The organism is Algoriphagus resistens, assembly GCF_001442615.1.
GTDB lineage: Bacteria > Bacteroidota > Bacteroidia > Cytophagales > Cyclobacteriaceae > Algoriphagus > Algoriphagus resistens.
The window spans coordinates 101,012-126,156 of record NZ_LMXN01000012.1 but is presented as its reverse complement, the minus strand read 5'-3'; the positions used below and the strand labels follow the sequence as shown (position 1 = coordinate 126,156).

The following is a 25,145-nucleotide window of genomic DNA, read 5'->3' as shown; positions in this document are numbered from 1 at the left end:
TTAGAAATTATAGCGTGGAGTAGGTGAAAATCATAAAACACGAAACCCGCTCAAAAGGCGGGTTTTGTGTTTTATAGACCTGAAACCTCAGCTTCAGGATGGATTTTTTTGACTAGGCCTTGTAGGACTTTTCCCGGGCCACATTCTACGAATGCGGAAGCTCCGTCAGCAACCATATTCTGAACGGATTGTGTCCACTTCACAGGAGCAGTCAGCTGGGCAATGAGGTTTGCCTTGATTTCTGACACTTCTGTTACAGCAGTGGTACTTACATTCTGGTAGATCGGGCAGCTGGGAGCATGGAATTCAGTTGCTTCTATGGCTTTCTGCAATTTCTCACGGGCAGGTTCCATCAGCGGAGAATGAAATGCTCCTCCCACTGGAAGGGGTAATGCACGCTTGGCTCCGGCTTCTTTCATTTTTATGCAGGCGATTTCGATGCCTTTGTTAGACCCGGAGATCACCAGCTGACCAGGGCAGTTATAATTTGCGGGTACCACCACTTCATCGGTGATGCTGGCACAGATTTCCTCGACTTTTTCATCTGCCAATCCTAAGATTGCAGCCATGGTGGATGGATTGATTTCGCATGCTTCTTGCATGGCAAGCGCCCGCTGATAAACTAGCTTAAGACCATCTTCGAATGCCAGAGTACCGTTAGCAACCAACGCTGAGAGCTCACCCAGTGAGTGACCTGCTACCATGTCCGGAGCGAAATCAGGAGTTGTTTTAGCCAAAATTACGGAATGAAGAAATACCGCCGGTTGGGTCACATTGGTTTGCTGTAGTTCTTCTGCAGTTCCCTCAAACATGATGTCCGTAATACGGAAACCTAAGATCTCATTTGCCTGCTCAAATAATTCTTTTGCTTTGGGATTACCTTCATAAAGGGCTTTTCCCATTCCTGGGAATTGGGCGCCTTGACCCGGAAAAACAAATGCCTTCATTAACTAGTGTTTTTTTGTTCGGCGCAAATATACCTCTTTTCCTAAAGCCAGACTGCACCGGAGAATTCAAGCGTGTGGCTGGATTCCAGTTTGAGAGACGTTGTCCTCTGAAAGAAACTTAGCTTTCTCCTCAGGGGAGGGAAGTCTGCAAGAGCTTTTCTTTCCAAACCATCTGTATCGGTTGGTTCCAATCCAATTGTAAATAGAGTCTCTAAGGTATTTTGGCAAAAGAATAAGCGGATACAAAGCTGGCCAAAGTCCAGCTAAGTTCTTGGCTATTTTCAGTGCAGCAGTGCTTTTGTAGTAGATCTTTCCTTCTTCCAAAAGGACAAGGGAGTCTAGGTAATCTTCCCTTACATCAAATCGGGAGAGGATTTTTCTACTGAAGCCTTCCTGTAATGCTCCCACCAAAAAGCGATCTTTTTTATCTCTTTGGATCACAAAATCAATGGAAGCATTGCAAAGGTTACAAACCCCATCAAAGAAAATGATGGATTTGGGTTGGGTCATCTAAGCAGTTGAATTGTGCCTTTCAAACTTTGTTCTTTAAGCGCAGGATCAAGTACATCAAATACAGCGGTTCCGGAGTAATAGTAAGTTCCTGCAGGGAGTTCATTGCCGTTTTTATCTGTTCCATTCCATCTGATAAAGATGTCATTTTCAGAAGATTCGAGGCTATTGTAAGAGAAGACTTCTACGCCCCAGCGATTGACAATAAAGATCTCGACTCCCAGTACAAATCGCGGACACTGCGCAAATGGATTGTCAAAAGCCATGAAGGTTTCATTCACCCCATCACCATTTGGAGTAAATGCATTGGGCAAATTGTAGCTAGGGCAGTTCTCTACACATACTATATTACTTGGTTCGGATTCGTTGCCCGATCTGTCCACAGCAGTAATGTAATAGCAGCCGCGATAGGTGGTGAGATCGTTTATAGTAGTAGAGATTTCAAGAGAAGATAGTTCTGCAATCATTTCAAACTGGCTTTCTTCACCATCAGCGGTATAGTATAATCTATATCCTGCAAGCTCATCGTCGCATTCTCCGGATACATCAGGAACCCAACTTAACTCATGCTCATAAACAGTATTGTTACACGGGACTTCAGCAAGATAAGCAGCACATTCCGGGCCTTCGAAAGTCAACACCGGTGGGCATGGTAATCGATTATCATCAGGCTTGGCACATATAATTTGGGACTTGTTTTCCAGTGGATACACCAATCCTGCTACATTGTAGGAGCCTTTGGTGATCACATAGTAGCAGTACTCTATCTCTTTCTTCAGTGGCACTCCATTGAAGCTTCCATCGTCGAGGTACTTAAAGCCCTCAGTAGTCACATCGACTTCCGCTATTTTCACAAAACTGTCTTCGTCAGCAGCTTCGGCATCAGTTCTGTTTCTGTAGACTTCATGCTTGTATTGGCTGACAGAATTATTCCATGGAACGGTAAATTGCCAATTCAACTCAATGGCTTCATTGATAATAGTAGGATCTGTCCAGACTGAGGAAGCTTTGGAGGAAGTGTCAATTTTAGTGTTCCTGTCCAGCAAGACTACTTCATAGTTGTATACGACGTTTTGGGTGTTCAGACCAGTATCGGTGAAAAGCGTATCTGAAGTGATTCCAAGAGAAACACGCTCTGAATTACCCGTAAAGCCGGTGCTTCTAAGTAATTCATAGCTGTAGGGGCCAGGGTACTGCACTTTGTCAATATCATAAGGAGGAGTCCATTTTACGAAAATCTCCCCGGCTGTTGGGTCAGTTTCTTCTACGCTTACGTTGGTGATAATTGGCACATCCACATCTATAGTGACACAGATTTCATCGGAAACTATACTTTCACCAAGTCGCGGTTCAGGGTATGCAGCGACCAACCTGTAGCAATAGGTGTTTCCAGGAGCTAAGCCATCTCCCCCATTTGTATCGAGGAAATCCAGTGTTTGCATGTTGGTAGTTCCTATCAATTCATAGCCAGCCCGGATTCCAGTCTCACAGCTGTCCGGTTCGTATGGATCAGAATTGATTCTTCTCCAGATTTGCATTTCACTTGCGGAATTGGCGCACACATAAGGATCCCAGTTCAGTTCTACAGATCTTCCGGACATCTGTTCTATTTCATCAAAGACAGGCGAAGGGCCTACGATTTTAATTCTCCAGGTCTTAATGTCCACCAGAGCTGGTCCTGAGCTAGGATCATCAGTGATTCTTACCCGAACTTCATATTCCCTGGCCCGCACATGATTACATACGGTTTGCCAGTCGAAATTTACTATTCCGGGGCTTGATTGAAAATCATTCTCCGGGGAATAAGTAGCTGGAGAAGTCGTGATCTCGATCGGTTCGCCGAAGACTTCGATTTTGATTGGGTCACCATCGGGGTCTTCTCCCTGGATGATTTCTTCTATTTTGGTCCCCGCTTCTACGCAGAGATCAGGTGGCAATATCAACTCCGGTCTTCTGTTATTGGAGTTTTCGATAATAATCTGCATATCCCGGACCACACTGCCGATAAGTTCCCACTTCCCATTCAGTTTTCGATATTCATTGATGCGAAATGCCACATTAAATTGCCCCGCTGTGCCTGGGGCATCCCATACCAGATCTCCTGTGAGTGGGTCTAAAGTCAGAAAGGCAGGAGTGGTGCCATCCTCTTGGCTGAAACTGAATTCAGCAGAAGCAGGACTTCTGTAGTTATTAACAGGGCGCTGAAACTGCTGCTTAGGCACGTCCATTTCATATGCCAAACTATCGCCATCTGGATCATATGCACCAGGATTATGGATGTATCTTACGTTTATAGCGCCATTATCAACGGGGGGGATGGTCAGGACCGGTGAGTTGTTTACTCCAATAAAAGGATCAATGGTAATGGTAGTCTCCACATAGAAAGGAGTATCCACTGAGTTATCCATATTCAATGTTCTGTCATTTCTATTGAATTCCTGGAAGCGGATCGTGTATGTGCCGGGCCCCTGAAAAGTGTGTTCAATTACGAAAGTGTTTTTTTCTATTTGGTTTCCCAGATCTTCAACCAGACTAAATAGCTTCTCTGTATTCAAATCAGCTACTTCCCGGCCATCTCCAAAGTTGATGGTTCCCGGCCCAAAAATCACACTGGAGCGTGTGTCAGTGTAGCCCACTACCGTGATTCTATACGTTAAGTTTTGAACAGAAACCCGCTCAGCAACAATTTCACCGGCTCTGATGTGTGTAGCCCAAGCTTCAGAAAACCCGGCAAGCAGAAATATTAGAAAAAGTCCAAGGGTAATTTTCAGCTTCATATTGGTCAAGTTCATTTGAGAAGAAGTAGAATGTACGAATTTATCTTATTTTAAGGTTTTAGCCTACAATCTCTTTCTATACGAAATAAATAGAAGTAAGTAGAAAATCTCCGCAAAATCAAACATTAAATCTACCGGTCTTGATAAATAGACAGTAGAAGTATCCGGTGCGGGGTTTTATTTAGAACCGATTAAAATAAGACAAGTGTTTTTGAATGGATTGTTTGCTAGTTGTTCCGCATGTAAATTTGGCACTAATAATCAAAGATTTCGTTTTAATCTAATCGCAAAAATTGTATGAGCTGGGTTACAAAAACCTTGAGTAGCACAATAGGCAGGAAACTGATCATGTCACTGACCGGGCTTTTCCTGATCCTCTTCCTAATAGGCCATGTGTCAGGGAACATGTTATTGTTCAAAGATGATGGAGGTGAGGCATTTAATATTTATGCGCATTTTATGACTACCAATCCTGCAGTGAAGATTCTTTCCTATTTGACCTATATTTCAATCATCGGCCATGTGATTTGGTCTATATGGCTTACAAAAACCAACAAGGCAGCCCGTCCGATTGGATATGGGCAGTCTACTCCTCCATCTACCTCAGTGGCTTCCCGCAATATGGGGATACTAGGTACTATAGTTCTTATTTTCTTGGTGGTGCATATGAAGACCTTTTGGTACGAGATGCACTGGGGAGGAATTCCATTTGTAAATTACGCAGGAGGAGAATTCAAAGATCTGTACACGGTAGTGCTGTTCGCATTTCAGAATGAATTTATGGTAATAGGGTATGTAATCGCGATGGCATTCCTCGCATTCCATCTTTCCCACGGTTTTTCCAGCGCATTTCAAACCTTAGGTTTGAACCATAGAAAATATTCTCCGGCAATCCATACAATTGGTATACTCTTCAGCATACTAGTCCCGGTTCTTTTTGCCAGCATGCCAGTTTATATCTATTTCACACAGAGCTAATCAGTCCCTCATGATACTAGATTCAAAATCCCCAATAGGCCCATTAGCCGAAAAGTGGACTAAACATAAGTTTAACAGTAAGCTGGTAAACCCGGCAAATAAGAGAAAATACGAGGTTATTGTAGTCGGTACCGGGCTTGCCGGAGCTTCTGCTGCCGCTTCATTGGCAGAATTGGGTTATAAAGTGAAGGCATTTTGCTTTCAGGATAGCCCACGGCGGGCACACTCTATTGCTGCCCAGGGCGGAATCAATGCTGCCAAAAATTACCAGAATGACGGCGATTCGGTTTTCAGGCTTTTCTATGATACCATCAAAGGTGGGGATTATCGTTCCCGTGAATCCAATGTGTACCGCCTCGCAGAAGTTTCTGTAAATATCATTGACCAGTGTGTGGCGCAAGGTGTTCCCTTTGCCAGAGAATATGGTGGATTGCTTGCGAACCGTTCTTTCGGTGGCGCACAGGTTTCCAGGACTTTCTACGCCAGGGGACAAACCGGACAACAATTGCTTTTAGGGGCTTATTCGGCTTTGAGCCGTCAGGTTGCCAACGGTAAGGTGAAGCTTTATCCCCGTACGGAAATGATGGATGTCGTGACTATCGATGGCCATGCAAGAGGTATTGTGACCAGAAATTTGATTACCGGGGCCATTGAAACTCACGCTGCCCACGCAGTTTTGCTTTGTACCGGTGGTTACGGAAACGTGTTTTTCCTATCTACAAATGCCATGGGGTCGAATGTGACCGCAGCCTGGAGAGCACATAAGAAAGGTGCATACTTCGCCAATCCTTGCTACACACAAATCCACCCTACTTGCATCCCGGTTTCTGGAGATCATCAGTCTAAGCTGACATTGATGTCTGAATCCCTGAGAAATGACGGTAGAGTTTGGGTGCCAAAGACGGTTGAGTTGGCGCAAAAGCTTCGTAAAGGAGAAATCAAGCCTAGAGATATCAAGGATGAGGACAGAGATTACTATTTGGAAAGAAAATATCCTTCCTTCGGTAACCTTGTGCCCCGTGATGTGGCTTCCAGAAATGCCAAAGACGTCTGTGACGAAGGTCGCGGGGTAAATGAAACCGGGCAGGCAGTATTCCTGGATTTCCGCGATGCCATCAATCGTGACAGCGAAGAGGCGATCCGCGCGAGATACGGCAACTTGTTTGACATGTACCAGCAGATTACCGGGGAGAATCCTTACCAGACTCCGATGAAAATCTATCCTGCAGTTCACTATACGATGGGTGGCCTTTGGGTGGATTACAACTTGTCGACCACAGTTCCTGGGCTGTATTCACTTGGGGAAGCAAACTTCTCAGATCACGGAGCAAACCGTTTGGGAGCTTCTGCTTTGATGCAAGGTCTGGCAGATGGATACTTTGTGATTCCTTACACTATCGGTGATTATTTGGCGCAAATCGGACCAAGCCCGGTAGATGCCAATCATCCGGAATTTGCGAAAGCTGAAAAAGGAGTGAAGGATGCCATCCAGCAATTATTGAGTATCAAGGGCAGCAAAACAGTGGATTACTTCCATAAGAAGCTAGGACATATCATGTGGGAATACTGTGGTATGGCCAGAAATGCAGAGGGCTTGACCAAAGCAAAAGGCATGATTCAGGAGCTGAGAGCGGAATTCTGGAAAGATGTGAAAGTGCTGGGAGCGAATGAAGAATTGAACCAGACCTTGGAAAAAGCCAGCCGAGTGGCTGATTTCTTAGAGCTTGGTGAGCTGATGGTGGACGATGCGCTGAACAGAAGTGAGTCCTGTGGGGGACACTTTAGGTTGGAATCCCAAACTCCAGAAGGTGAAGCATTGAGAGATGACGAGAACTTTGCGTATGTGGCAGCTTGGGAGTTTATGGCTGAAAATGCTCCGGAAACTTTGCACAAAGAGCCGCTGGTCTTCGAAAACGTGAAGCTGACCCAGAGATCTTACAAATAAATTCAAGACATTAATTCATAACTAGTATGAAACTGACATTAAAAATATGGAGACAAAAGAACGCCAGCGATAAAGGCGGATTTGTAACCTATCCGATAGATGGAATTTCCACTGACATGTCATTCCTTGAGATGATGGATGTCTTGAATGAGGAACTTTCAGCAAAGGATGAAGATCCTGTGCATTTTGACCACGATTGCCGCGAAGGTATCTGTGGCATGTGCTCTCTTTATATCAATGGCCATCCGCATGGTCCTAAGCAGACTACCACCTGCCAACTTCACATGCGTTCATTTTCTGATGGAGACACCATTACGATTGAACCTTGGAGAGCTGCGGCATTCCCAGTGGTGAAGGATTTGGTGGTTGACCGTGCTTCCTTCGATAGAATTATCCAGGCTGGTGGCTACGTTTCGGTGAATACAGGTGGCGTGCCGGATGCGAATGAGATCCCTATTCCAAAGAGAATCGCTGATGAAGCCTTTGATTCGGCTACATGCATAGGCTGTGGAGCTTGTGTGGCAGCTTGTAAAAATGCCTCTGCCATGTTATTTACTTCTGCGAAAATCTCCCAGCTGGCCATGCTCCCACAGGGGCAAGTCGAAAGAATGACCAGAGCAGAGAAGATGGTTGCTCAGATGGATGCAGAAGGTTTCGGCGCTTGCACCAATACTGGTGCCTGCGAAGCTGAGTGTCCAAAAGGCATCAGCCTGACCAATATTGCCCGTATGAACAGAGAATATTTCTCAGCTTCAGTGAAGAGCGAGAATGTTTAATTGAAACCTAGATTTTATAGGAAAAGCCGGCGAGAGTCGGCTTTTTTTGGTTTTGGGGTCTACTTTTTCAAAGAGTATATTGACTTATTTAGTGATAAAGGCTAACAAAAACTACATATAATTAGCTTAATAAAAATCACTTCATTCATAAGTCAGCTTGTTTTTTTATCCAGATAATTTACCCTTATCTGTCCTTCCTTCTTAATAGCTAGACTTTGTCCCTTGCTAACGTATTTCTCTGCTATGTCGGTTGTCCTCGGACTTCCTGTCTATTCTATTTTTAGAATTATTCCAATGCTAAATTGCACTGAATGACCAAAATCAGCCATAATACCAATTAAAATTTTGAATGCGAGGCTTATTGATTAACTTTGAAAAATTATATTTCAAGAAGATTTTGTTACAAATAGAGAATAGATATGAGTTATATAGATCTGGGGATCTTTGTGGCCTACATGCTGGCGATGCTGGGTGTGGGATTTTTTTACATGAACAAGAACTCAGGTCAGGAGGATTACTATGTAGGAGGTCGGAATATAGGCCATTGGCATATTGGTCTTTCGGTAGTAGCCACTGACGTAGGAGGAGGATTTTCAATAGGCTTGGGTGGCCTGGGTTTTGTGATGGGATTATCCGGCTCATGGATGCTTTTTACAGGGCTTTTGGGTGCTTGGCTCGCTGCGGTAGTATTGATTCCCCGTGTGAAATCTGATCCTGCTTTTGCCAAGTTTTTTACCTTTCCTCAGATCATCGGCCATCTTTATAATTCTACCACTGCCAAAGTTGCTGCCGTAATCTGTTTCCTCGGATATCTGGGTTTTACTTCGTCGCAACTTTTGGCTGGGGCCAAACTCGCCTCTGGGACTTTCGCAGAACTTGACCTTTCGTATGCCCTGTTAATAATGGGAGCTGTGGCAGTGATATATACCGTGATGGGCGGTTTGAAAGCTGTAATCTATACCGACACCATACAATGGATTATCTTAATGGCAGGCTTAATGTTTATCGGCATACCAATTTCCTATACTTATGTTGGAGGTTGGGAAGGTATTCAAAGTGTATTGCCCCGAGAATTCTTTTCTTTTTCCAATCTTACCTGGCAGGATCTTGCCAACTGGGGGATTACAATCATTCCGATCTGGTTTGTTGGCATGACGCTCTATCAGCGAATTTTTGCGGCCAGAGATGTGAAGTCGGCAAAGAAGGCATGGTTTATTGCCGGGCTATTTGAATGGCCGATTATGGCACTTTTAGGGGTTTCTTTGGGTTTACTTTCCAGAGTGGCCGTGGAGCAGGGTGCGCTTGAGGGATTTACCACCGCAATGGATCCGGAGATGGGACTTCCGGTTTTGCTAAGTCAGATCTTGCCTGCTGGTATCTTAGGGCTGATGATGTCCGCCTATTTCTCGGCGGTGCTCTCTACTGCAGACTCTTGCCTGATGGCAGCTTCAGGAAATCTGACTACCGATATTCTTGGAAAATTCTTCACTAAAAAATCTCTTAAAGAAGAGATGAGGATATCGCAGCTATTGACCCTGGGAATAGGGATAGTGGCAATTATAATTGCCTGGCAAATGACAGAAGTTTTAAGTTTGATGCTATATTCCTATGCATTTATGGTTTCTGGGCTGTTGGTCCCTGTGGTGGCGGGGTTGTTCTTTGGGCAGAACAATGCCAAAGCAGCTACTTCATCCATGATTAGCGGGGGAAGTCTGACCGCAGGGTTGATTATTTCTGAAGTCTCACTACCATTTGGTTTGGATGCCAACTTATTCGGGCTCACGCTCTCTTTGCTGACATTTTTGTCAGTGATCTATTATGAAAAAAATCACAGTTCAAAGTTAAAATCTATATGATCAAACTAGAAACTCTAACCACTATTGATTCTGCAACTTATTTACAGAAAAATGAGATCGCAGATTTCCTTTTTGTTCATCTGGGACAATACGGTGATCCAAAGGAAGACATTATGAAATGCCTGGATTATGCCTTGGATCAAAGTTTACATGCCGGAGGCTTTGTCGTGATGGCGCGGGAAAACGGCAAGCTTCTCGGCGTACTTGTTATGAACAAAACAGGAATGTCTGGCTATATACCAGAAAATATCCTGGTATATATAGCTGTAGATGCCGAGCAAAGAGGCAAAGGTATCGGCGGAAAACTCATGGATATGGCTATTAAGATGGCCAATGGTTCTATTGCTCTGCATGTGGAGCCGGACAATCCTGCCAAGAAGCTTTATGAACGAATCGGCTTTACAAACAAATACCTCGAAATGAGGTTGACCAAGTAAAATGGCTTTCCTGACATTAAATAAAGCTAAGCTTAAGGAGAATTTCGAGTTTCTCAAGAAGACTTTTAAAGCAAATGAAGTTTCTTGGGGAGTAGTGTCAAAATTACTCTGTGGCAATAAACTCTTTCTTCAAGAGCTCATCAATCTGGGAGTGGATGAAATACATGATAGCAGAATAAGCAATCTTGCTATGGTGAAGTCTCTTCAATCAGATATTCAGACTGTTTACATCAAGCCGGTTTCGAAAAGGAACGTAGGGAAAATGGTGCAGTTTGCTGATGTCAGTTTGAATAGTGAACTGGAAACGATCCGATGGATAAGCCAGGAGGCGGTGGAGCAAGGCAAAAAGCATAAGATTATTATTATGGTTGAGACCGGAGATCTTCGGGAAGGAGTGATGGGAGAGCAATTGGTGGAATTTTATTCCCAAATCTTCCAGCTTCCAAACATTGAGGTAATTGGTCTAGGTACCAATCTCAATTGTCTCAATGGTGTAATGCCCTCTACGGACAAACTCATTCAGCTCTCTCTTTACAAGCAAATCATCGAACTGAAATTCAACAAGAAAATTCCGTGGGTATCTGCAGGGACTTCGGTAACCATTCCATTGATGCTGACCCATCAGCTTCCTAAAGGGATCAACCATTTCCGAGTGGGGGAAACCCTATATTTTGGGCTTGACTTATTTGAGGAAAAAGTGATACAGGGTATGAATGGAGATGTATTTGAGCTCCATGCGGAGATCATAGAAATGCAGGAAAAACCTCTTTTGCCTGTTGGGAATCTGGCTGCTAATCCACAGGGAGAAACTGCCGAAATAGACGAATCACTTTATGGGCAAAGTTCCTTCAGAGCCATTATTGACATAGGGTTGCTGGATGTGGATCCGAAGTACCTGATTCCAAGCGATGATAAATATGAAATCCTTGGAGCCAGTTCTGATATGTTGATTATTAATCTGGGCGAAAATCCCAACAACTATAAGGTGGGTGATACATTGAATTTTGATATGAAATACATGGGGGCTTTGAGTCTACTGAATTCGGGCTACATCGATAAAAAAGTAATTGAGAGTTTAGATTGATTAGTTTTTGGCATGGTCGTGGGAGTATAGTTGCAAAACCAACTAGTAGTAGACTATGAAAAAAGTAGTGTTAATTCTTGCTCTCGGACTCGGAGCAGTCCTGTTGTCTCAAGCGCAATCGTCTGATAAACCGGGAGGATTTGGTGTCCGGGGCGGAGCCAGTCTTTTCAACTTTGGCGGCGATGATGTCTCAGAAAATAATTATACAAACCGGGTAGGTTTCCATGTAGGTGGGTACACCATGTTGTTTATGACCGATAGACTAGCCTTGGAGCCTGGGGTTTATTATGCTGTCAAAGGAACTCAAAATGATGATTTTGCTAATAGTAGAGCGATTTTGGGGTATGTAGATGTTCCGGTGCTTTTGAGAATGTACCCGACAGATGGGATTAATGTCTTCGCAGGACCACAGATTTCATTCCTTGCCAGTTCCAAATTCGAAGGGGATTTCTTCGGCAACACAATTTCGTATGATTCAGATGCTATTAAAGAAACAGACTTTGGACTAGTGCTTGGCGTGGGATACAATCTTCCGAAAGGTTTCAACGTGCAGGCCTCTTATGATTATGGATTCACCCCGATATTCAAAGACAGTGACGCGGATGTATTCAACAGAGGGTTTAAACTGTCTGCCGGCTATACATTCTAAGTGAAGAGAAACTAAGCTAAAACGCCTCCGTTGAAATTCGGAGGCGTTTTTTTTAACCATCGAGAGTTAAACGAATGCGCATGTTTTCTTTGCCGCTAAGATTTCGTAAGGGATTCAGCTTTGGCGCATGTCAGGAGAATCCACTAAGCCAATCAAGATTTCACAAAGAACTCAGTTATTTTAATTCAATTAAAATACTGGATAAAAAGCGATAATCCTGGGCTACCAAAATCCAACCCATCGGCTCTGCGGTGGGTGGGTAGTTTACTTCTCCATACTATTAATCCAATCCTTAATCAACTGCACACCTTCTTTGTGAACTGTGGTTCTTCCGAGTTCCGGCATGGCAATTCCAATTTCTGTGGAATTCATTCGATGTGTGAGGATAGATTCATCAGCTTTCCCCGGAACGATATCAAAATCGAAATTTCCGGCTCCATTTCCCGCTGCCACAGGGATTTTATTCACTCCGAGCTTCCTTGGGTCCACTTGATCATACGTTAAAAAAAGCCCAGAAGTACTTGCAGGGCCCTCTTCGCTGTGGCAATGCGAGCAATTGATGTCTAGGTAGGCCATAGCCCTTTCATCCAATGGAAGTTTTATGTCTTCATAATTAATCATCGCAGGATGGGCCTTTTCGCCTTCAAATCCTTCCAGTTTTCCCAATTCTGTCCAGTGAGCCAGTTGATTGGCCTTTCCGGATTTGAATTCCTGCTCGTTATTGAGATGCTGCACTTTCACCCCTATAGGTACTAGAGTTTCATTCTGGTTATGACAGGTTTTGCACTGGTTTTTATTAGGAACTAGGTAGTTGATCACTTGCTCTTTCCCGTCATAGTCGGTAAATGACACTTCTATTTCTCCGCCTACTACTTTTAAGATTGCTTCAGTCTGACCGTCATTCCAGATGTACGGAAAAGCTTCCCATCCTTTTTCGTTCTTGATTAAGAGCCTTGTTTCGATGATTCTCTTAGCGCTTTCTGGCCGTCTTAAATCAGCGGGATAGTAGAAATTCTTGATCAATACCGTCCCAGTGGGAAAGCTTAGTTCATTGGAAGCCAATACTGCTTTTTCTCCTTCCGGAAAGAAAATAAATCTGCTTTTCCGTGCGTAATCAGTGAAAAGAGATGACGCTGGCGTGTATGGAATTACTGCTTCTACCGGGATTAACTCATTTAATTTCCCTGAAAAGAACCCATACGTAGAAAGTCTTTTGTAGGGGAAATCCCCATCGGCAAGCTCTTCTGTTAACTCATCTTCTGCGATCACACTATTTTCAGGACTATTTTTGCAGGCAAAGATGAAAATCACCAGTAGAAGCAATAGATTGAAACCAAGGAAAATTCTACCCGTTCCCATTACATTTCGGCAATTGCGCTGACGTTTGTATTTACGCTTATGGTGCAGTTTTGGAATGGGGTGGCATCAGCAAAAGCTTTGATATTGTCCTCGCCTTCCGTAAAATCGAACCGCGTGAAAAATAGATCTTCCAAACCTTTTTCTGACAAACAAATACGCATTGGATTTGTGGTAATGTCCTTGCTGATCGCTTCATCCCAGATTCCATCATAAATGATATCCTGTGTTTTGGCTTTGCCATGAGCATTGTAAATGCTGATCAATTGTCCCAGCTCCCTGCTCAGGTCCGGGAAACCTTTCGTGCGGTCATACTCATTATCATGCACATAAATAGCTGTAGTGAATGGAGACCAGTTCGGTGCTTCACTCGGGAATCCTGTAATCTGATAACTGGCGATGGCTACTCCTGTGGTTTTATTACGCAGGATACGGTTATTGTAGATTTCCACTTCTTTTGCGGCAAGTAAAATCACGCCTGAACCTGGAGGGATCATGGTTACCGTATTGCCATTCGGCCCTTCCCCGATTGCTGTGGCAAAGTTCTCGTGATTGTTTTCAATAATATCGTTGTCATAGATTTTAGTGCCTTTTCCATCTGCTTTTGGCAAGCCAGGTAGATTGAAAACTAAAATCCCACCTGCATTGTCACGGGCTACATTTCCGAAAACTTCTGCATTGTCACAATTTTCGATTTCGATTCCTGCCACATTTCCAAAGGCCAGGGAATTTTTGACAATGATATTTTCAGATTGACCAACATAGATTCCAGCGTCACGGGAATGGGAAGCGATCACCTCGTCTATCATTACATTTTTGCATTGAACAGGATAAATCGCATAAGTTCCATTTTTAGACTTGTCGCCATTTGTCCAGGTTACATTGATCCTACGAAAAGTAATTCCGTCTGTATGTTGGGCCTTCACTCCATCTCCGGGTGCATCTTCTACCGTAAGATCCTCTATAGTGATGTTATTTCCTACTAGTTTGATTCCTTCTCCCCCTGACTTGAGGTTCTTGAAGGAGAGCACTGTTTCCCTAAGTCCCGAGCCTTTGATGGTAATATTTGACTTATTGTCCAGGATAAGCTGGGTATTCAGTTCATAGAATCCAGCAGGGATTTCGATGATCGATCCATCTTCGGCCATAATGAAGTCTTCGACAATTTTCTCGGTTTGTTCCTGACTCATCCTAGGTAACTGGGAGCTGTCAAAGGTTCTCTCATTGGAAGAGGTACTGCATCCAAATATGCCAATAGAAAATACAGTGAATAGGAAGAAGTGTAAATTTTTCATAAGGCAGGAGAATATTTTGGGTTTCTCAAATCTACCTAATATAAGAAAAAGATGTCCTTGACTTTTGTCAATAAATCACTTGCGGTCCTGTTGAGCTGTATTGCATGATAGCTTTAACCGCCCGGGTTTGAATACACAACGATGTCAAAAATCCCAAAGGAATTTCTGCGAAGCCTAAGAGGGAAAACACTTGAAATTCTAAAGAGCGTAATTGCTACATGTATCCAGACGATGTCGATCGGTTTCACTTTAGTGGCTCACTTCCAGAGCAAGACGGATTTTTTTAAAATCCCTCATCTATCAATTCCTTATTGCATACGGCCCCTGCCATTGTCCCTAAAGCCACTGCCTGTGACACTGACCGAAACATGGTAGTAGAATCCCCGCATGCGTAAACACCTGGAAGGGTACTTTTTTGGAATTGATCTACTTGAATTAGCCCTTGCTCAGTCAGCTCCAAGCCAAGCTGAGACGGGATTTGCGAACTTTGCACAAAGGTCACCTTCGCATACATGGCTTTTAGTGGGAAAATATCGCCGCCCTTGAGGTTCAAATATTCAAGCTCGCCCGCTTTGTGCTCAATACTTTCAATCTCAGTTTCAAGGATGTTGACGCCTTTAGATGTCAGTTTTTCCGACTGTTCGACTGTCAGTGTTGATTTGCCATTGGTGAAAAGTGTCAGGTCTTTAGTCCAGTTGGTTATCATCTTTGAAAATTCATATCCAAAATCACCGTTGGCTAAAATCCCTGTTTTTTCATTACGAACCTCATATCCGTGGCAATAAGGACAATGGATCACCGAAATTCCCCAGCATTCGGAAAAGCCAGGAATCTCTGGCATGATATCTTTGACTCCTGTGGCGAGAATCAACTTCTTCCCTTCAAAGGTTTCGTCATCTTCGGATTTGATTTCGAAGCCTGAATTGGTCTTTTTTGCCCCCATAGCAAACCCGGAAAGGAAAGTGACGGTGTCGTACTGTTCCACTTGTTTTCTGGCTATCGAAGAGATTTCCGCAGGGGTTTTTCCGTCTTGTGTCAAAAAATTATGAGAGTGGGGAGTTTGTCGGTTGCAGGGTTTTCCTGCATCTATCACCAGAACTTTCCTCAAAGATCTTCCCAGTGCCATAGCCGCTGATAGTCCTGCGTAGCTTCCGCCTAGTATGATCACGTCAAATTTGCTTGCTTTCATAATTAAAGTAGGTTTGAATGCAAAGGTAAAAAAAGCAATCATTAATGCAATACTGTTGCATTAATGATTGCTTTGAAATTGACCGAAATTCTTACGGATTCGTTGACCAGAACTCCACATTTTTCACCAAAGCTCTTTTCGGGAGTTTTAGGTGAGAGACCAGCAACTCTGCAAAATCTTCAGGCTGTAACACTTTGTCAGGGTTGCCATCTGTCAGGTTGTTTCCTATAGCCAAGTCAGTAGCAATAGTGCTCGGAGTCATACTGAAGACACGGATATCCGATTTCCGGACTTCCTGCATCAGAGATTCGGTCAGGCCATTCAGTCCAAACTTAGAAGCACTGTAGGCACTGGTCACTGCATTTCCTTTTTGGCCGGCAGTGGAGGATACATTTATTATATCTCCGGACTTGCGGGCGAGCATACCTGGAAGTACCTCGTGGATTACATAGTACACGCCTAGTAAGTTGACTTTGATGATGTTCTCCCATTCACTTACTTCCAGATCCAGAAATTTGCCAAATTTGCCGATTCCTGCGTTGTTGACCAAAATATCAGGGACTCCAACCTCAGTGGTCAATGAAGCGATAGCGGTTTTGATGCTCGGGAAATCAGACTGATCTGCCACTGCTATCGCGACTTTTAGCGTAGAGTCGATTCCTGCGATGGTATCTTTGACGGCAAGCAGGTCGGACTCTGTCCTCGATAGAAGTGCCAGATGAACTCCTTCTTTGGCCAATGTCACGGCTATTGCCTTGCCCAATCCTTTTCCTGCACCGGTGATCAGCGCGGTTTTTCCTTGTAGTGATTGCATAAATTGATCTTTTAAAAGCTATAGATCTAATTCAAAATAAGAGTTCAGAGTTCATTTCTGATATAGGCAACTTTTAGTAGATCTGTAGTTTTTTCTTTTTAAGACAGACAGATTGCATCCGGGTAAGAAATTCTATTAATAATATCTTAATCTCTTCGATTCCACTTTGACGCTGATCCCGGTTAATTTTGAGACATACCCCAACTCTGGATTATGTCCACTTTTCAAAATTCAGCACATTTCGAACAGGTTTTCAAGGATAACTGGGAATTGATGTACCAAAGTGCCTACAGCAAAATTGGTGATCAGTCCATCGTGGAGGATATTTTACAGGAGATTTTTATAGATATCTGGCAGAGGAGAGATTCGCTGGAGATTAAATCAGGAATAAAAGCTTACCTGCTTACAGCTGTGAAATATCAGGTGATGAAGCACTTTGATGAGCTGGCCAAAGTAAGGGCAAACAGCAGTAATACCTTGCCTGAATCCTTTTACGAAGAGAATATTTTTGGATTCGAAGAGCTCTACAATGAGATAGAAATCGCAGTGGAGATGCTTCCACCCCGAGCTCAGCTGGTCTTCCGGATGAGTAGACTGGAAGGTTATTCTGCAGATGAAATCGCAGATAAACTCAAGGTTTCTCCTCAGACTGTTCACAATCAGCTGAGCAAATCTCTCAAAATCATGCGCGGTGAACTGAAGCATCTGGCTCCTGCAATCGCCGTTTATATCCTTGCCTAAACTTCCCTTTGTTACGCAGAGATTAATTTTTCTCCTATCATATTTCATGATTACATAATCAAATCGGACGGTAGTCAGATGGTTGATTTGACACTTAATAAGTGAAAGATAACTACTCATGAGATTACCATCTGTCCTTTCGGGCATCGTTTCCAGAATCCTACGGGGAAAAGCTTCTAAGGAAGAATTACAACAATTCAATTCCTGGTATGACAAAGGGATTGGCTCTGAGTGGCACATTCAGGATTATAAGAAGCGGGACAAGGCGCAGGTGGAATCTGAAATTCTACTCAATATTCATAAGGCAACCCGAACCCAAATACCTAAATCAAAAACGAAGTATAGTTTTATTAGCTGGAAGGTAGCTGCAAGTATTCTCTTAGTAGTCGGAATTGGAGTTTTGGCAGTGAAGACTCAGTATTCTACTCCCTCGGAACCTATAGTTGCAAAGTTTCTGACTTTTGAAAATTTGAAAGGCATGATCAAAAAAGTCCGCCTGCCAGACGGTTCCACAGTGAGTTTATTTCATAATACCCGCATCCAAGTGGCTGAAAACTTCTCGGAAAATAGATTTGTGAGGCTCTCCGGGGAAGCATTTTTCGAAGTAAAAAGAGATACACTTCATGCGTTCAGGGTGGAGTCCGCCCACCTGACCACCGAAGTGCTCGGAACTTCATTCTTAATCAGAAATCAACCGGATCAGGAAGAAGTAGTGGCAGTGAAAACTGGTCTTGTGAAAGTCTTTGACCAAATCGATTCTGTTTTTATGCTGACTCCAAATCTGCGGCTTGACTATGCTGAACAAACTGGATCTGTGTCTACTATCGCCGAAAATGACCCCGTTTTCTCCTGGACTGAAGATGTACTGGTATTCGATAATACGTCTATGGCGGACATGATCAAGACGCTGGAAGATTGGTATGGTGTGAAAATCACATCAGATATCAACGCAACGAATTCTTGTCAGATTTCTGGTACCTATAAGAATCAAAGTTTGGAAAACCTGCTCCAACTGATCCAATATTCCATACCGCTGACCTACAAAATAGATGCTAAAAATGTATCCCTAACCTTCAAAGATTGCCCTTAAAAGAGGAATGGATCAGGCCAACGGATCCATTCTATTCCAGTAAATAAGTGCTTGAGACAATTAATCACATGAACACGTTAAAAATATGAAATCGTCAAAGATTCCATATGGCCTTTCAAAGACAAATTATAAACACATGAAAAAAAAATTACCACCTGCCTTAAAAACCTTGGTTATGAGATTATTTACGGCTTGCTTACTGAGTTGCTGGATGCACACGATGGTGTTTGCCGGCGGCCTTCATGCACAGAAATTAGAGGAGACTTTTGTCTCGTTCAGTTCCAGCGAATTGGCTCTGTCTGAATCATTTTCCCAGATAGAAAGACAGACAGGATTTAAATTTTCTTATGAAACTGGATTGGTACTAAAGACCAAAGTGACGTATTCAAAAACCAGAACAGACCTGCAGACTATCCTAGAGGAAATATCTGGCCAATCCAATCTGAAATTCAAACAGATCAACAATACCATAGCGGTAAGCAACAAAAAGAAATCAACCCTGCCGCCAGTTACGGTAGAGAAAGTCAGACTTTCAGGAATTGTAGTGGATGAAGAGACAAGTGAAACACTGCCTGGTGTCAATATCATCATCAAAGGAACTACAAAAGGAACCACCACAGATCTTGATGGTAGGTTTACAATCACTGTTGATGAAGGAGAAGTTTTGGTTTTCTCCTATGTGGGCTATGACAAACAGGAAGTTCAGGCGCACAATCAGACAGATCTCACTATACGTCTGAGATTGGACAGCGATGTACTTGGAGAAGTTGTGGTGACAGCGTTGGGGATCAAAAGGGAAGAAAAAGCACTGGGGTATGCTACGCAAAAAGTAGATTCTGAACAGCTTTTGGATGCCAGATCAAACAATTGGTCTGATGCACTGCGAGGAAAAGTAGCAGGGTTGAATGTGCTTTCCGCGGGCTCTGGGCCAATGAATTCATCTCAGATCAGTCTTAGAGGTGACAATTCCCTTAATCCAAATGGGAACTTTGCGCTGATTGTAGTAGATGGGGTTCCGATGAATTCGGGGCTGACTTCTTCCGGGGTAAGCAATGCCTATGGAGCGGGGTCCGGAAATGATGTTCCAGTAGATTTTGGTAACGGGATTGCAGATTTGAATCCGGATGATATTGAGACGATCAACGTACTGAAAGGGGCAAGCGCTACTGCACTTTATGGTAGCCGTGCTGCAAATGGTGCATTGATAGTGACCACTAAAAGTGGTTCTAAAAAGAGTAAAGGACTTGGTGTTACAATCAATTCCAATTTCAGCTTTCAAAATGTTCTGAAGTGGCCAGATAGACAATACGAATACGGTCAGGGAACTGGCAAGTCTTTCAATGAAGATGGAGAACCTTACTATTCTTATGGTGCATCTGAAGATGGTTCCAGTACGGGCGGCACAAGTAGTGCCTTTGGGCCGAAGTTTAACGGACAATATTATTTCCAGTATGATCCTACATTGGAGGGACAATCCGCTGAGCGCCAGCTTTGGAGACCCTATGAGGATAACGTATCGGGATTCTGGAAAACTGGCTTCAATATGGTCAACAGTATATCACTGGAGGGAGCAAACGAAGGCGGTGCTTTGAGAGCATCTATCACGCAGACTAAGAATGAGTGGATCATGCCGAATACGGGATTTGATCGTTTGGTAGCGGCACTATCCGCTTCTCAGCAGATCAGTAAGCGGTTGAAGCTGAACGCAAAAGTGAATTACACGAATAAGAGTTCGGACAATCTTCCCGCCACTGGCTATAATAACCAATCTATCGCATACTTCATGATCTTCCAGAATCCAAGCATTGATCTGGAATGGTACAGACCAATATGGAAAGAAGGTCAGGAAAATGTGGAGCAGGTTCACCCTTTTAGCTCTTTCATAGACAATCCTTATTTGATCGCGTACGAGATGACTAACTCGGTGAATAACAATTCAGTATTTGGAAATCTTTCTGCCAATTACACTTTCAATGATCATTTTGAATTGATGATGCGCACAAGTTTGGCCATGAGCCAGGAGGAACGAGCCCAGCAGAGACCTTATAGTACGGCCAATTTCCAAAGAGGCTACTTTAAAGAGCAAAACATCACCAACTATGAGCAGAACTCCGATTTCCTATTTACTTACAAGGGGAATCTGGCTGAGAAAATCTCCTTGAGAGCAAGCGTGGGAGCAAATCACATGGCTAGAAAATACCGAATGATGTCTGCTTATGTGGACGGATTAGTGATTCCGGGTGTTTACAAACTTGCCAATGGCATCAATAATCCGGTGCTTTCTACTAACAATAACAACCGCGTGATCAATTCACTTTATGGATTGATGAGCGTTGATTTTGATGAAAAAATCTTTGTGGACATCACCGGAAGAAATGATTGGTCCAGTACGCTCCCTGCCCAAAATAATAGCTTCTTCTATCCCTCAGTGAGTACAAGTTTTGTGTTATCGGATATTTTTGCGTTACCAAGTCAGATTTCTTTTGCAAAACTCAGGGTATCCGGTGCTCAGGTGGGAAATGACACAGATCCTTATCGTACGTCAAAATACTACGGTCAAAGTGAATTCCCCGGTTCTGCCTCTGTGCCTTCTACACTTTATAATACAGATTTCAAACCAGAGATCACAACCAGTTTCGAGACAGGATTGGAAATGATTTTCTTCAACAGAAGACTGGGTTTTGATATTAATTATTACATCTCTGAGACTAAGAACCAGATTCTTCAGGTTCCTGTCGATATCACCACAGGATATTCTAGTGCCATTCTTAATGCCGGAAAAGTACAGAACCGTGGGATTGAACTGGTACTAAATGGCAGTCCTATCAAAACGAATAATTTCCAATGGAACTCATTTATAACCTGGGCGAAAAATGAAAATGAAGTGCTCTCTCTTCCAGATGAAGTGGATGGGAGTCAGGTAATTGGATATGGCGGGAATGCGACAATCATAGCCAAAGTTGGAGGTACTACAGGTGATATTTACGGGTTTGGTTTTGTGAGATCTCCTGAAGGGGAAATAGTATATGGAAGCAACGGACTTCCCGCCAGGCCTGCCGAGATCGAATACCAAGGAAATGCATATGCAGATTGGAAGGGTGGGTTCAGAAATGAGTTTGTCTATAAAAATCTACGGATGAGCGTTTTGTTTGATGGTCAATATGGAGGGATTGTTTATTCTCAGACCCACCACAAAATGACTGAGCAGGGCAAACTTGCCCACACCTTGGAAGGCAGAGAGACAGGGATGATCGTGGGTGATGGAGTGGTGGATAACGGAGATGGGACTTTCTCCCCGAATACTACAGAAGTCAATATCGCGGATTATTACAAAGAAGCTTATCGCCGTGCCAATGTTGAATCCAATTCCTTTGATGCTTCATTTATCAAACTTCGGGAAATGAGATTGGAATATGGAGTTCCTGTCAAATTCCTGCAGAAGACGAGCATTCGTCAGGCTTCCATTGCACTCTATGGACGGGATCTGGCAATGTGGACCAAGTTCCCGATGTTTGACCCGGAAACTGCCGCCCTGAATGGTGGAACATTGCTTCCGGGTGTGGAAATGGGGCAGTTGCCAAGTACAAGGAATATGGGAGTTAACCTTACCCTTAAGTTTTAATTAATGACTAGTATGAAAAAATATATTGCAACACTATTAGTAGGATCATTGGTCTGGGCGTCGACTTCCTGTACGGGTGATTTTGAAGAAATCAACTCAGATCCTAACAGGATCGATCAGATCAGTCCAGGTACCTTGCTCAATCCTATTATTTATGGATTATCCAGCTTTGGTACGGATAGGGCGGATGCCTTCACCTTTCAGGTGATGCAGGTGGCATTACCGTTTCCCAGTGCGAATGGAGGTATTCATCGCTATGACATCTCAGAAGGCGCAGGAAATTCCACCTGGAATACCTATTACAAATGGCTCATAAATATCAAGGAAATGGAGACCTCCGCGATAACTAATTCTGATGTGAATTATGAAGCCATAGCACTTACGCTGAGAGCATACACCCTTAGTCAATTGACTGATAGCTTTGGTGATATCCCGATGGTGGAAGCGAGCCGGGCAGAAGATGGGATTTTCCAACCACAATTCGACACCCAAGAGGCTGTTTACGCACAGATTTTTCAGGATTTAGAACGTGCAAATTCCCTTTATGATGACTCGAAAGCCATGATCTACGGAGATGATATTCTTTTTCACAATGATGTCACGAAGTGGAGAAAGTTCACCAATTCCCTGCATTTGAGATTATTGCTAAGAGTTTCGGGTAGGGCTGAGATGAATTCATTTGCAAAGCTTGCGGCAATGGTCACCAATGCCGAACAATATCCGGTGTTTGAGAATACCGCCGAATCTGCAATTCTTCAGGTTACAGGGGTGACACCAAATCTTTCACCTTGGGGTAGAGCGATTGATTTTACCACTTTCCGTTCAATTTCTGAGTTTTTTGCCGATCAGTTGAATGCCCTGGAAGATCCCCGCCGAACCAAATTTATGACCCAAGCGCGGGATGTAGATGGTACCACTTACATCGGTTATAAAGGAATACCAAGTGGATACGATGGGAATGACAATCAATTCCAGTTTCTTCCGAGTAACCACAACAGAGCCTTGGTGGAAGCACCGATGATCTCTTTGCTTCTTACGTATGCCGAAGTGGAATTCATCAAGGCAGAATTGGCTCAACGAGGTGTGATAGATACAGAGGCGGCAGCTCATTATGAAAACGGGGTAAAAGCAGCTATGGAGCAGTGGGGAATTGAGATCACTGAAGGGTATTTTGAAAATCCTGAAGCGGCTTATGATGGCTCACTGGAAAGAATAATGCTCCAGAAATATTTAGGTTTGTATTTCAATGATTACCAGCAGTGGTTTGAATACCGCAGGACGGGTTTTCCTTCACTTCCAAAAAACGAAGGAATGCTTAACAATCAGCAGGCTCCTGTTCGGTTCCGTTATCCTGTGAGTGTACAGATTAATAATCCAGACAATTATAGTGCGGCCGTAGCCAGAATGGGGGCCGATGATATCAATACAAAAGTATGGTGGGAAAAATGAAAAAATTAATGCAAACAGGCTTAATCCTAGCCTTGGGATTAACAAGCCTAACAGCTTATTCGCAAGAACTGGCAAAAGGGTATGTCTATCACGATGTTAACGGAAACGGTAAAAAGCAACGTAAGGAAGCAGGGCTTTTTGGAGTTAGTATTTCGAACGGTCAGGAAGTAGTCCAGACAGACCAAAAAGGCTATTACGAGATTGGTTTGAAAGATGGGCAATTGCTTTTTGTAATCAAACCCACAGGTTATACAGTCGCCCTGGATTCATTGAACAAGCCACAGTTTTACTATATCCATAAACCTACTGGTTCTCCAGAGTTAAAGTATGCAGGTTCATCTCCTACAGGAATGCTTCCAAAGGAAATCAACTTTGCAATGACTGCGGTGGAAGAACCAGATGATTTTACTGCATTGATTTTCGGAGATCCACAGCCCTATTCATTGGAAGAAGTTGACTTCTTCGACCGGGGAATTGTGAGTGAGGTGGAAGGAATTCAGAACGTAGCTTTCGGCCTTTCTCTTGGCGATCTGGTAGGGGATGACCTGGATTTATTTACCCCTTATGCCAAAGCTGTGGCAAAAGTCGGCCTTCCATGGTATAACGTCATGGGTAACCACGATCAGAATTATGATGTGGAAAATGATGAGTATGCAGACGAAGCCTTCGAAGCTCATTTTGGACCGAGTGCCTATGCGTACAATGTGGGCAAGGTTCACTTTATTGTCCTTGATGATATTTTATGGCCAGACCCTAGGGATAAGAAAGGCTACTGGGGTGGTTTGCGTCCGGATCAATTGGACTTCTTGAGAAATGACCTGAAGTTCGTCCCGAAAGATCATCTGGTAGTGCTTTCTATGCACATACCACTGTCTGAGCAGGGAGATTCTTTCCGCGACGAAGACCGGCAGGAGATATTCGATTTATTAGCTGATTTTCCTTTTACACTTTCTCTATCTGCCCACACCCATTTGCAGAAGCAGGATTTGTTTTACAAAAAAGATGGTTGGAGACAGGATAAACCGCACCATCACTACAATGTGGGAACGACCTCCGGTGACTGGTATAAAGGTACCTTGGATGAAAAAGGAATTCCTGTGTCCACCATGCGGGATGGCACACCAAAAGGCTATGCACTGATTCATTTCGAAGGAAATCAGTATAAAATCCGGTATCAGGTAGCCGGTAAGTCAAGTGACTATCAGATGGAGATTTTTGCCCCGAAAGTTCTAGAAAAAGATAAGCGGACTACTGCTGGGATTTTTGTGAACTTCTTTATGGGAAGCGAAGGCGATGAGGTACTGATCAAAGTTGATGAGGGTGAGTGGAAAAAAGCAAGCAAGGTGGAGGATTACGATCCTGCATATTTGGTTGATTTGTATCAGTGGGATGTAACAGAGGAATTAATTGACGGCCGTAGGCCATCCAATCCTGCAGCAAGTAAGCATCTCTGGCGTGGAGGTATCCCTGCGGGTTTAGCAGCTGGTGAACATGTGATACACATCCAGGCAACAGATAGATTTGGGCAAATACATTCAGGTAAAACTACCTTAAGAATAGTTGAAAAAGTAAATTAATTATGGTTTGAAATTGGAAAGCCCTTGCGGATATCTGCAAGGGCTTTTTTTAT

At 43.4% G+C, this 25,145-nt stretch carries 19 protein-coding genes; 12 read left to right on the top strand and 7 right to left on the bottom strand.

The features are described 5' to 3' along the window. Positions 1–71 precede the first annotated feature (71 nt). The 3 genes from fabD to AS141_RS18990 form a co-directional block, all read right to left on the bottom strand. Positions 72–947, bottom strand: coding sequence for an ACP S-malonyltransferase (fabD, locus tag AS141_RS19000; protein WP_057939279.1), 876 nt, complete (start codon positions 945–947; stop codon positions 72–74). A gap of 66 nt (positions 948–1,013) precedes the next feature. Then, positions 1,014–1,457 carry a thiol-disulfide oxidoreductase DCC family protein gene (locus tag AS141_RS18995; RefSeq protein ID WP_057939278.1) on the bottom strand — a complete coding sequence of 148 codons (444 nt, stop codon included), beginning with the start codon at positions 1,455–1,457 and terminating at the stop codon, positions 1,014–1,016. Further along, positions 1,454–4,234 carry a T9SS type B sorting domain-containing protein gene (locus AS141_RS18990; protein ID WP_057939378.1) on the bottom strand — a complete coding sequence of 927 codons (2,781 nt, stop codon included), beginning with the start codon at positions 4,232–4,234 and terminating at the stop codon, positions 1,454–1,456. The genes AS141_RS18995 and AS141_RS18990 overlap by 4 nt, the downstream gene beginning before the upstream one ends. Before the next feature lie 297 nt (positions 4,235–4,531). On the opposite strand from AS141_RS18990, the gene AS141_RS18985 reads away from it, so the two are divergent. The 7 genes from AS141_RS18985 (at position 4,532) to AS141_RS18955 (ending at position 11,959) form a co-directional block, all read left to right on the top strand. Then, positions 4,532–5,212, top strand: a complete 681-nt coding sequence (locus AS141_RS18985; RefSeq protein WP_057939277.1) for a succinate dehydrogenase cytochrome b subunit — start codon at positions 4,532–4,534, stop codon at positions 5,210–5,212. A gap of 10 nt (positions 5,213–5,222) precedes the next feature. Next, positions 5,223–7,157 (top strand): fumarate reductase/succinate dehydrogenase flavoprotein subunit, encoded by a 1,935-nt coding sequence (locus tag AS141_RS18980; RefSeq protein ID WP_057939276.1) that lies wholly within the window; start codon positions 5,223–5,225, stop codon positions 7,155–7,157. Positions 7,158–7,183: 26 nt separating this feature from the next. Next, positions 7,184–7,933, top strand: a complete 750-nt coding sequence (locus AS141_RS18975; protein ID WP_057939275.1) for a succinate dehydrogenase/fumarate reductase iron-sulfur subunit — start codon at positions 7,184–7,186, stop codon at positions 7,931–7,933. Between the two features lie 419 nt (positions 7,934–8,352). Then, positions 8,353–9,789 carry a sodium:solute symporter family protein gene (locus AS141_RS18970; protein WP_057939274.1) on the top strand — a complete coding sequence of 479 codons (1,437 nt, stop codon included), beginning with the start codon at positions 8,353–8,355 and terminating at the stop codon, positions 9,787–9,789. After that, positions 9,786–10,226 (top strand): GNAT family N-acetyltransferase, encoded by a 441-nt coding sequence (locus AS141_RS18965; RefSeq protein ID WP_057939273.1) that lies wholly within the window; start codon positions 9,786–9,788, stop codon positions 10,224–10,226. Before AS141_RS18970 ends, AS141_RS18965 begins: the two co-directional genes overlap by 4 nt. A 1-nt stretch (position 10,227) precedes the next feature. Then, a complete protein-coding gene (locus AS141_RS18960) occupies positions 10,228–11,310 on the top strand; it encodes an alanine racemase (protein ID WP_057939272.1) in 1,083 nt (360 codons plus the stop codon). 55 nt (positions 11,311–11,365) lie between these two features. After that, on the top strand, positions 11,366–11,959 hold the full coding sequence (locus AS141_RS18955) for a porin family protein (RefSeq protein ID WP_057939271.1): 594 nt from the start codon (positions 11,366–11,368) through the stop codon (positions 11,957–11,959). A gap of 264 nt (positions 11,960–12,223) precedes the next feature. On the opposite strand, the gene AS141_RS18950 is transcribed toward AS141_RS18955, so the two are convergent. The 4 genes from AS141_RS18950 to AS141_RS18935 form a co-directional block, all read right to left on the bottom strand. Further along, positions 12,224–13,318 carry an SO2930 family diheme c-type cytochrome gene (locus tag AS141_RS18950; protein WP_057939270.1) on the bottom strand — a complete coding sequence of 365 codons (1,095 nt, stop codon included), beginning with the start codon at positions 13,316–13,318 and terminating at the stop codon, positions 12,224–12,226. Beyond that, positions 13,318–14,610, bottom strand: a complete 1,293-nt coding sequence (locus AS141_RS18945) for a parallel beta-helix domain-containing protein (RefSeq protein WP_057939269.1) — start codon at positions 14,608–14,610, stop codon at positions 13,318–13,320. The genes AS141_RS18950 and AS141_RS18945 overlap by 1 nt, the downstream gene beginning before the upstream one ends. Before the next feature lie 283 nt (positions 14,611–14,893). Next, complete coding sequence (locus tag AS141_RS18940; protein ID WP_057939377.1) at positions 14,894–15,799, bottom strand: NAD(P)/FAD-dependent oxidoreductase; 906 nt, start codon at positions 15,797–15,799, stop codon at positions 14,894–14,896. A gap of 91 nt (positions 15,800–15,890) precedes the next feature. Next, entirely contained in the window at positions 15,891–16,613 is a 723-nt protein-coding gene (locus tag AS141_RS18935) for a 3-ketoacyl-ACP reductase (RefSeq protein ID WP_057939268.1), read from the bottom strand. A gap of 213 nt (positions 16,614–16,826) precedes the next feature. On the opposite strand from AS141_RS18935, the gene AS141_RS18930 reads away from it, so the two are divergent. From AS141_RS18930 to AS141_RS18910, 5 genes are all read left to right on the top strand, one after another. Beyond that, positions 16,827–17,354 carry a sigma-70 family RNA polymerase sigma factor gene (locus tag AS141_RS18930; protein ID WP_057939267.1) on the top strand — a complete coding sequence of 176 codons (528 nt, stop codon included), beginning with the start codon at positions 16,827–16,829 and terminating at the stop codon, positions 17,352–17,354. 118 nt (positions 17,355–17,472) lie between these two features. Next, entirely contained in the window at positions 17,473–18,444 is a 972-nt protein-coding gene (locus tag AS141_RS18925; RefSeq protein ID WP_057939266.1) for a FecR family protein, read from the top strand. 136 nt (positions 18,445–18,580) lie between these two features. After that, positions 18,581–22,066, top strand: coding sequence for a SusC/RagA family TonB-linked outer membrane protein (locus AS141_RS18920; RefSeq protein WP_057939265.1), 3,486 nt, complete (start codon positions 18,581–18,583; stop codon positions 22,064–22,066). Positions 22,067–22,078: 12 nt separating this feature from the next. Beyond that, a complete protein-coding gene (locus AS141_RS18915; RefSeq protein WP_082632364.1) occupies positions 22,079–23,515 on the top strand; it encodes a SusD/RagB family nutrient-binding outer membrane lipoprotein in 1,437 nt (478 codons plus the stop codon). Continuing rightward, positions 23,512–25,092, top strand: a complete 1,581-nt coding sequence (locus AS141_RS18910; RefSeq protein WP_057939376.1) for a calcineurin-like phosphoesterase C-terminal domain-containing protein — start codon at positions 23,512–23,514, stop codon at positions 25,090–25,092. The genes AS141_RS18915 and AS141_RS18910 overlap by 4 nt, the downstream gene beginning before the upstream one ends. The last annotated feature ends 53 nt before the right edge of the window (positions 25,093–25,145 follow it).

Coding starts and splice junctions, on each gene's coding strand:
- AS141_RS18975 (WP_057939275.1), top strand. CDS start 7,184: ATGAAACTGACATTAAAAATATGGAGACAAAAGAACGCCAGCGATAAA.
- AS141_RS18980 (WP_057939276.1), top strand. CDS start 5,223: ATGATACTAGATTCAAAATCCCCAATAGGCCCATTAGCCGAAAAGTGG.
- AS141_RS18930 (WP_057939267.1), top strand. CDS start 16,827: ATGTCCACTTTTCAAAATTCAGCACATTTCGAACAGGTTTTCAAGGAT.
- AS141_RS18920 (WP_057939265.1), top strand. CDS start 18,581: ATGAAAAAAAAATTACCACCTGCCTTAAAAACCTTGGTTATGAGATTA.
- AS141_RS18955 (WP_057939271.1), top strand. CDS start 11,366: ATGAAAAAAGTAGTGTTAATTCTTGCTCTCGGACTCGGAGCAGTCCTG.
- AS141_RS18965 (WP_057939273.1), top strand. CDS start 9,786: ATGATCAAACTAGAAACTCTAACCACTATTGATTCTGCAACTTATTTA.
- AS141_RS18940 (WP_057939377.1), bottom strand. CDS start 15,799: ATGAAAGCAAGCAAATTTGACGTGATCATACTAGGCGGAAGCTACGCA.
- AS141_RS18960 (WP_057939272.1), top strand. CDS start 10,228: ATGGCTTTCCTGACATTAAATAAAGCTAAGCTTAAGGAGAATTTCGAG.
- AS141_RS18925 (WP_057939266.1), top strand. CDS start 17,473: ATGAGATTACCATCTGTCCTTTCGGGCATCGTTTCCAGAATCCTACGG.
- AS141_RS18915 (WP_082632364.1), top strand. CDS start 22,079: ATGAAAAAATATATTGCAACACTATTAGTAGGATCATTGGTCTGGGCG.
- AS141_RS18970 (WP_057939274.1), top strand. CDS start 8,353: ATGAGTTATATAGATCTGGGGATCTTTGTGGCCTACATGCTGGCGATG.
- AS141_RS18950 (WP_057939270.1), bottom strand. CDS start 13,318: ATGGGAACGGGTAGAATTTTCCTTGGTTTCAATCTATTGCTTCTACTG.
- AS141_RS18910 (WP_057939376.1), top strand. CDS start 23,512: ATGAAAAAATTAATGCAAACAGGCTTAATCCTAGCCTTGGGATTAACA.
- AS141_RS18995 (WP_057939278.1), bottom strand. CDS start 1,457: ATGACCCAACCCAAATCCATCATTTTCTTTGATGGGGTTTGTAACCTT.
- AS141_RS18990 (WP_057939378.1), bottom strand. CDS start 4,234: ATGAAGCTGAAAATTACCCTTGGACTTTTTCTAATATTTCTGCTTGCC.
- AS141_RS18935 (WP_057939268.1), bottom strand. CDS start 16,613: ATGCAATCACTACAAGGAAAAACCGCGCTGATCACCGGTGCAGGAAAA.
- AS141_RS18945 (WP_057939269.1), bottom strand. CDS start 14,610: ATGAAAAATTTACACTTCTTCCTATTCACTGTATTTTCTATTGGCATA.
- fabD (WP_057939279.1), bottom strand. CDS start 947: ATGAAGGCATTTGTTTTTCCGGGTCAAGGCGCCCAATTCCCAGGAATG.
- AS141_RS18985 (WP_057939277.1), top strand. CDS start 4,532: ATGAGCTGGGTTACAAAAACCTTGAGTAGCACAATAGGCAGGAAACTG.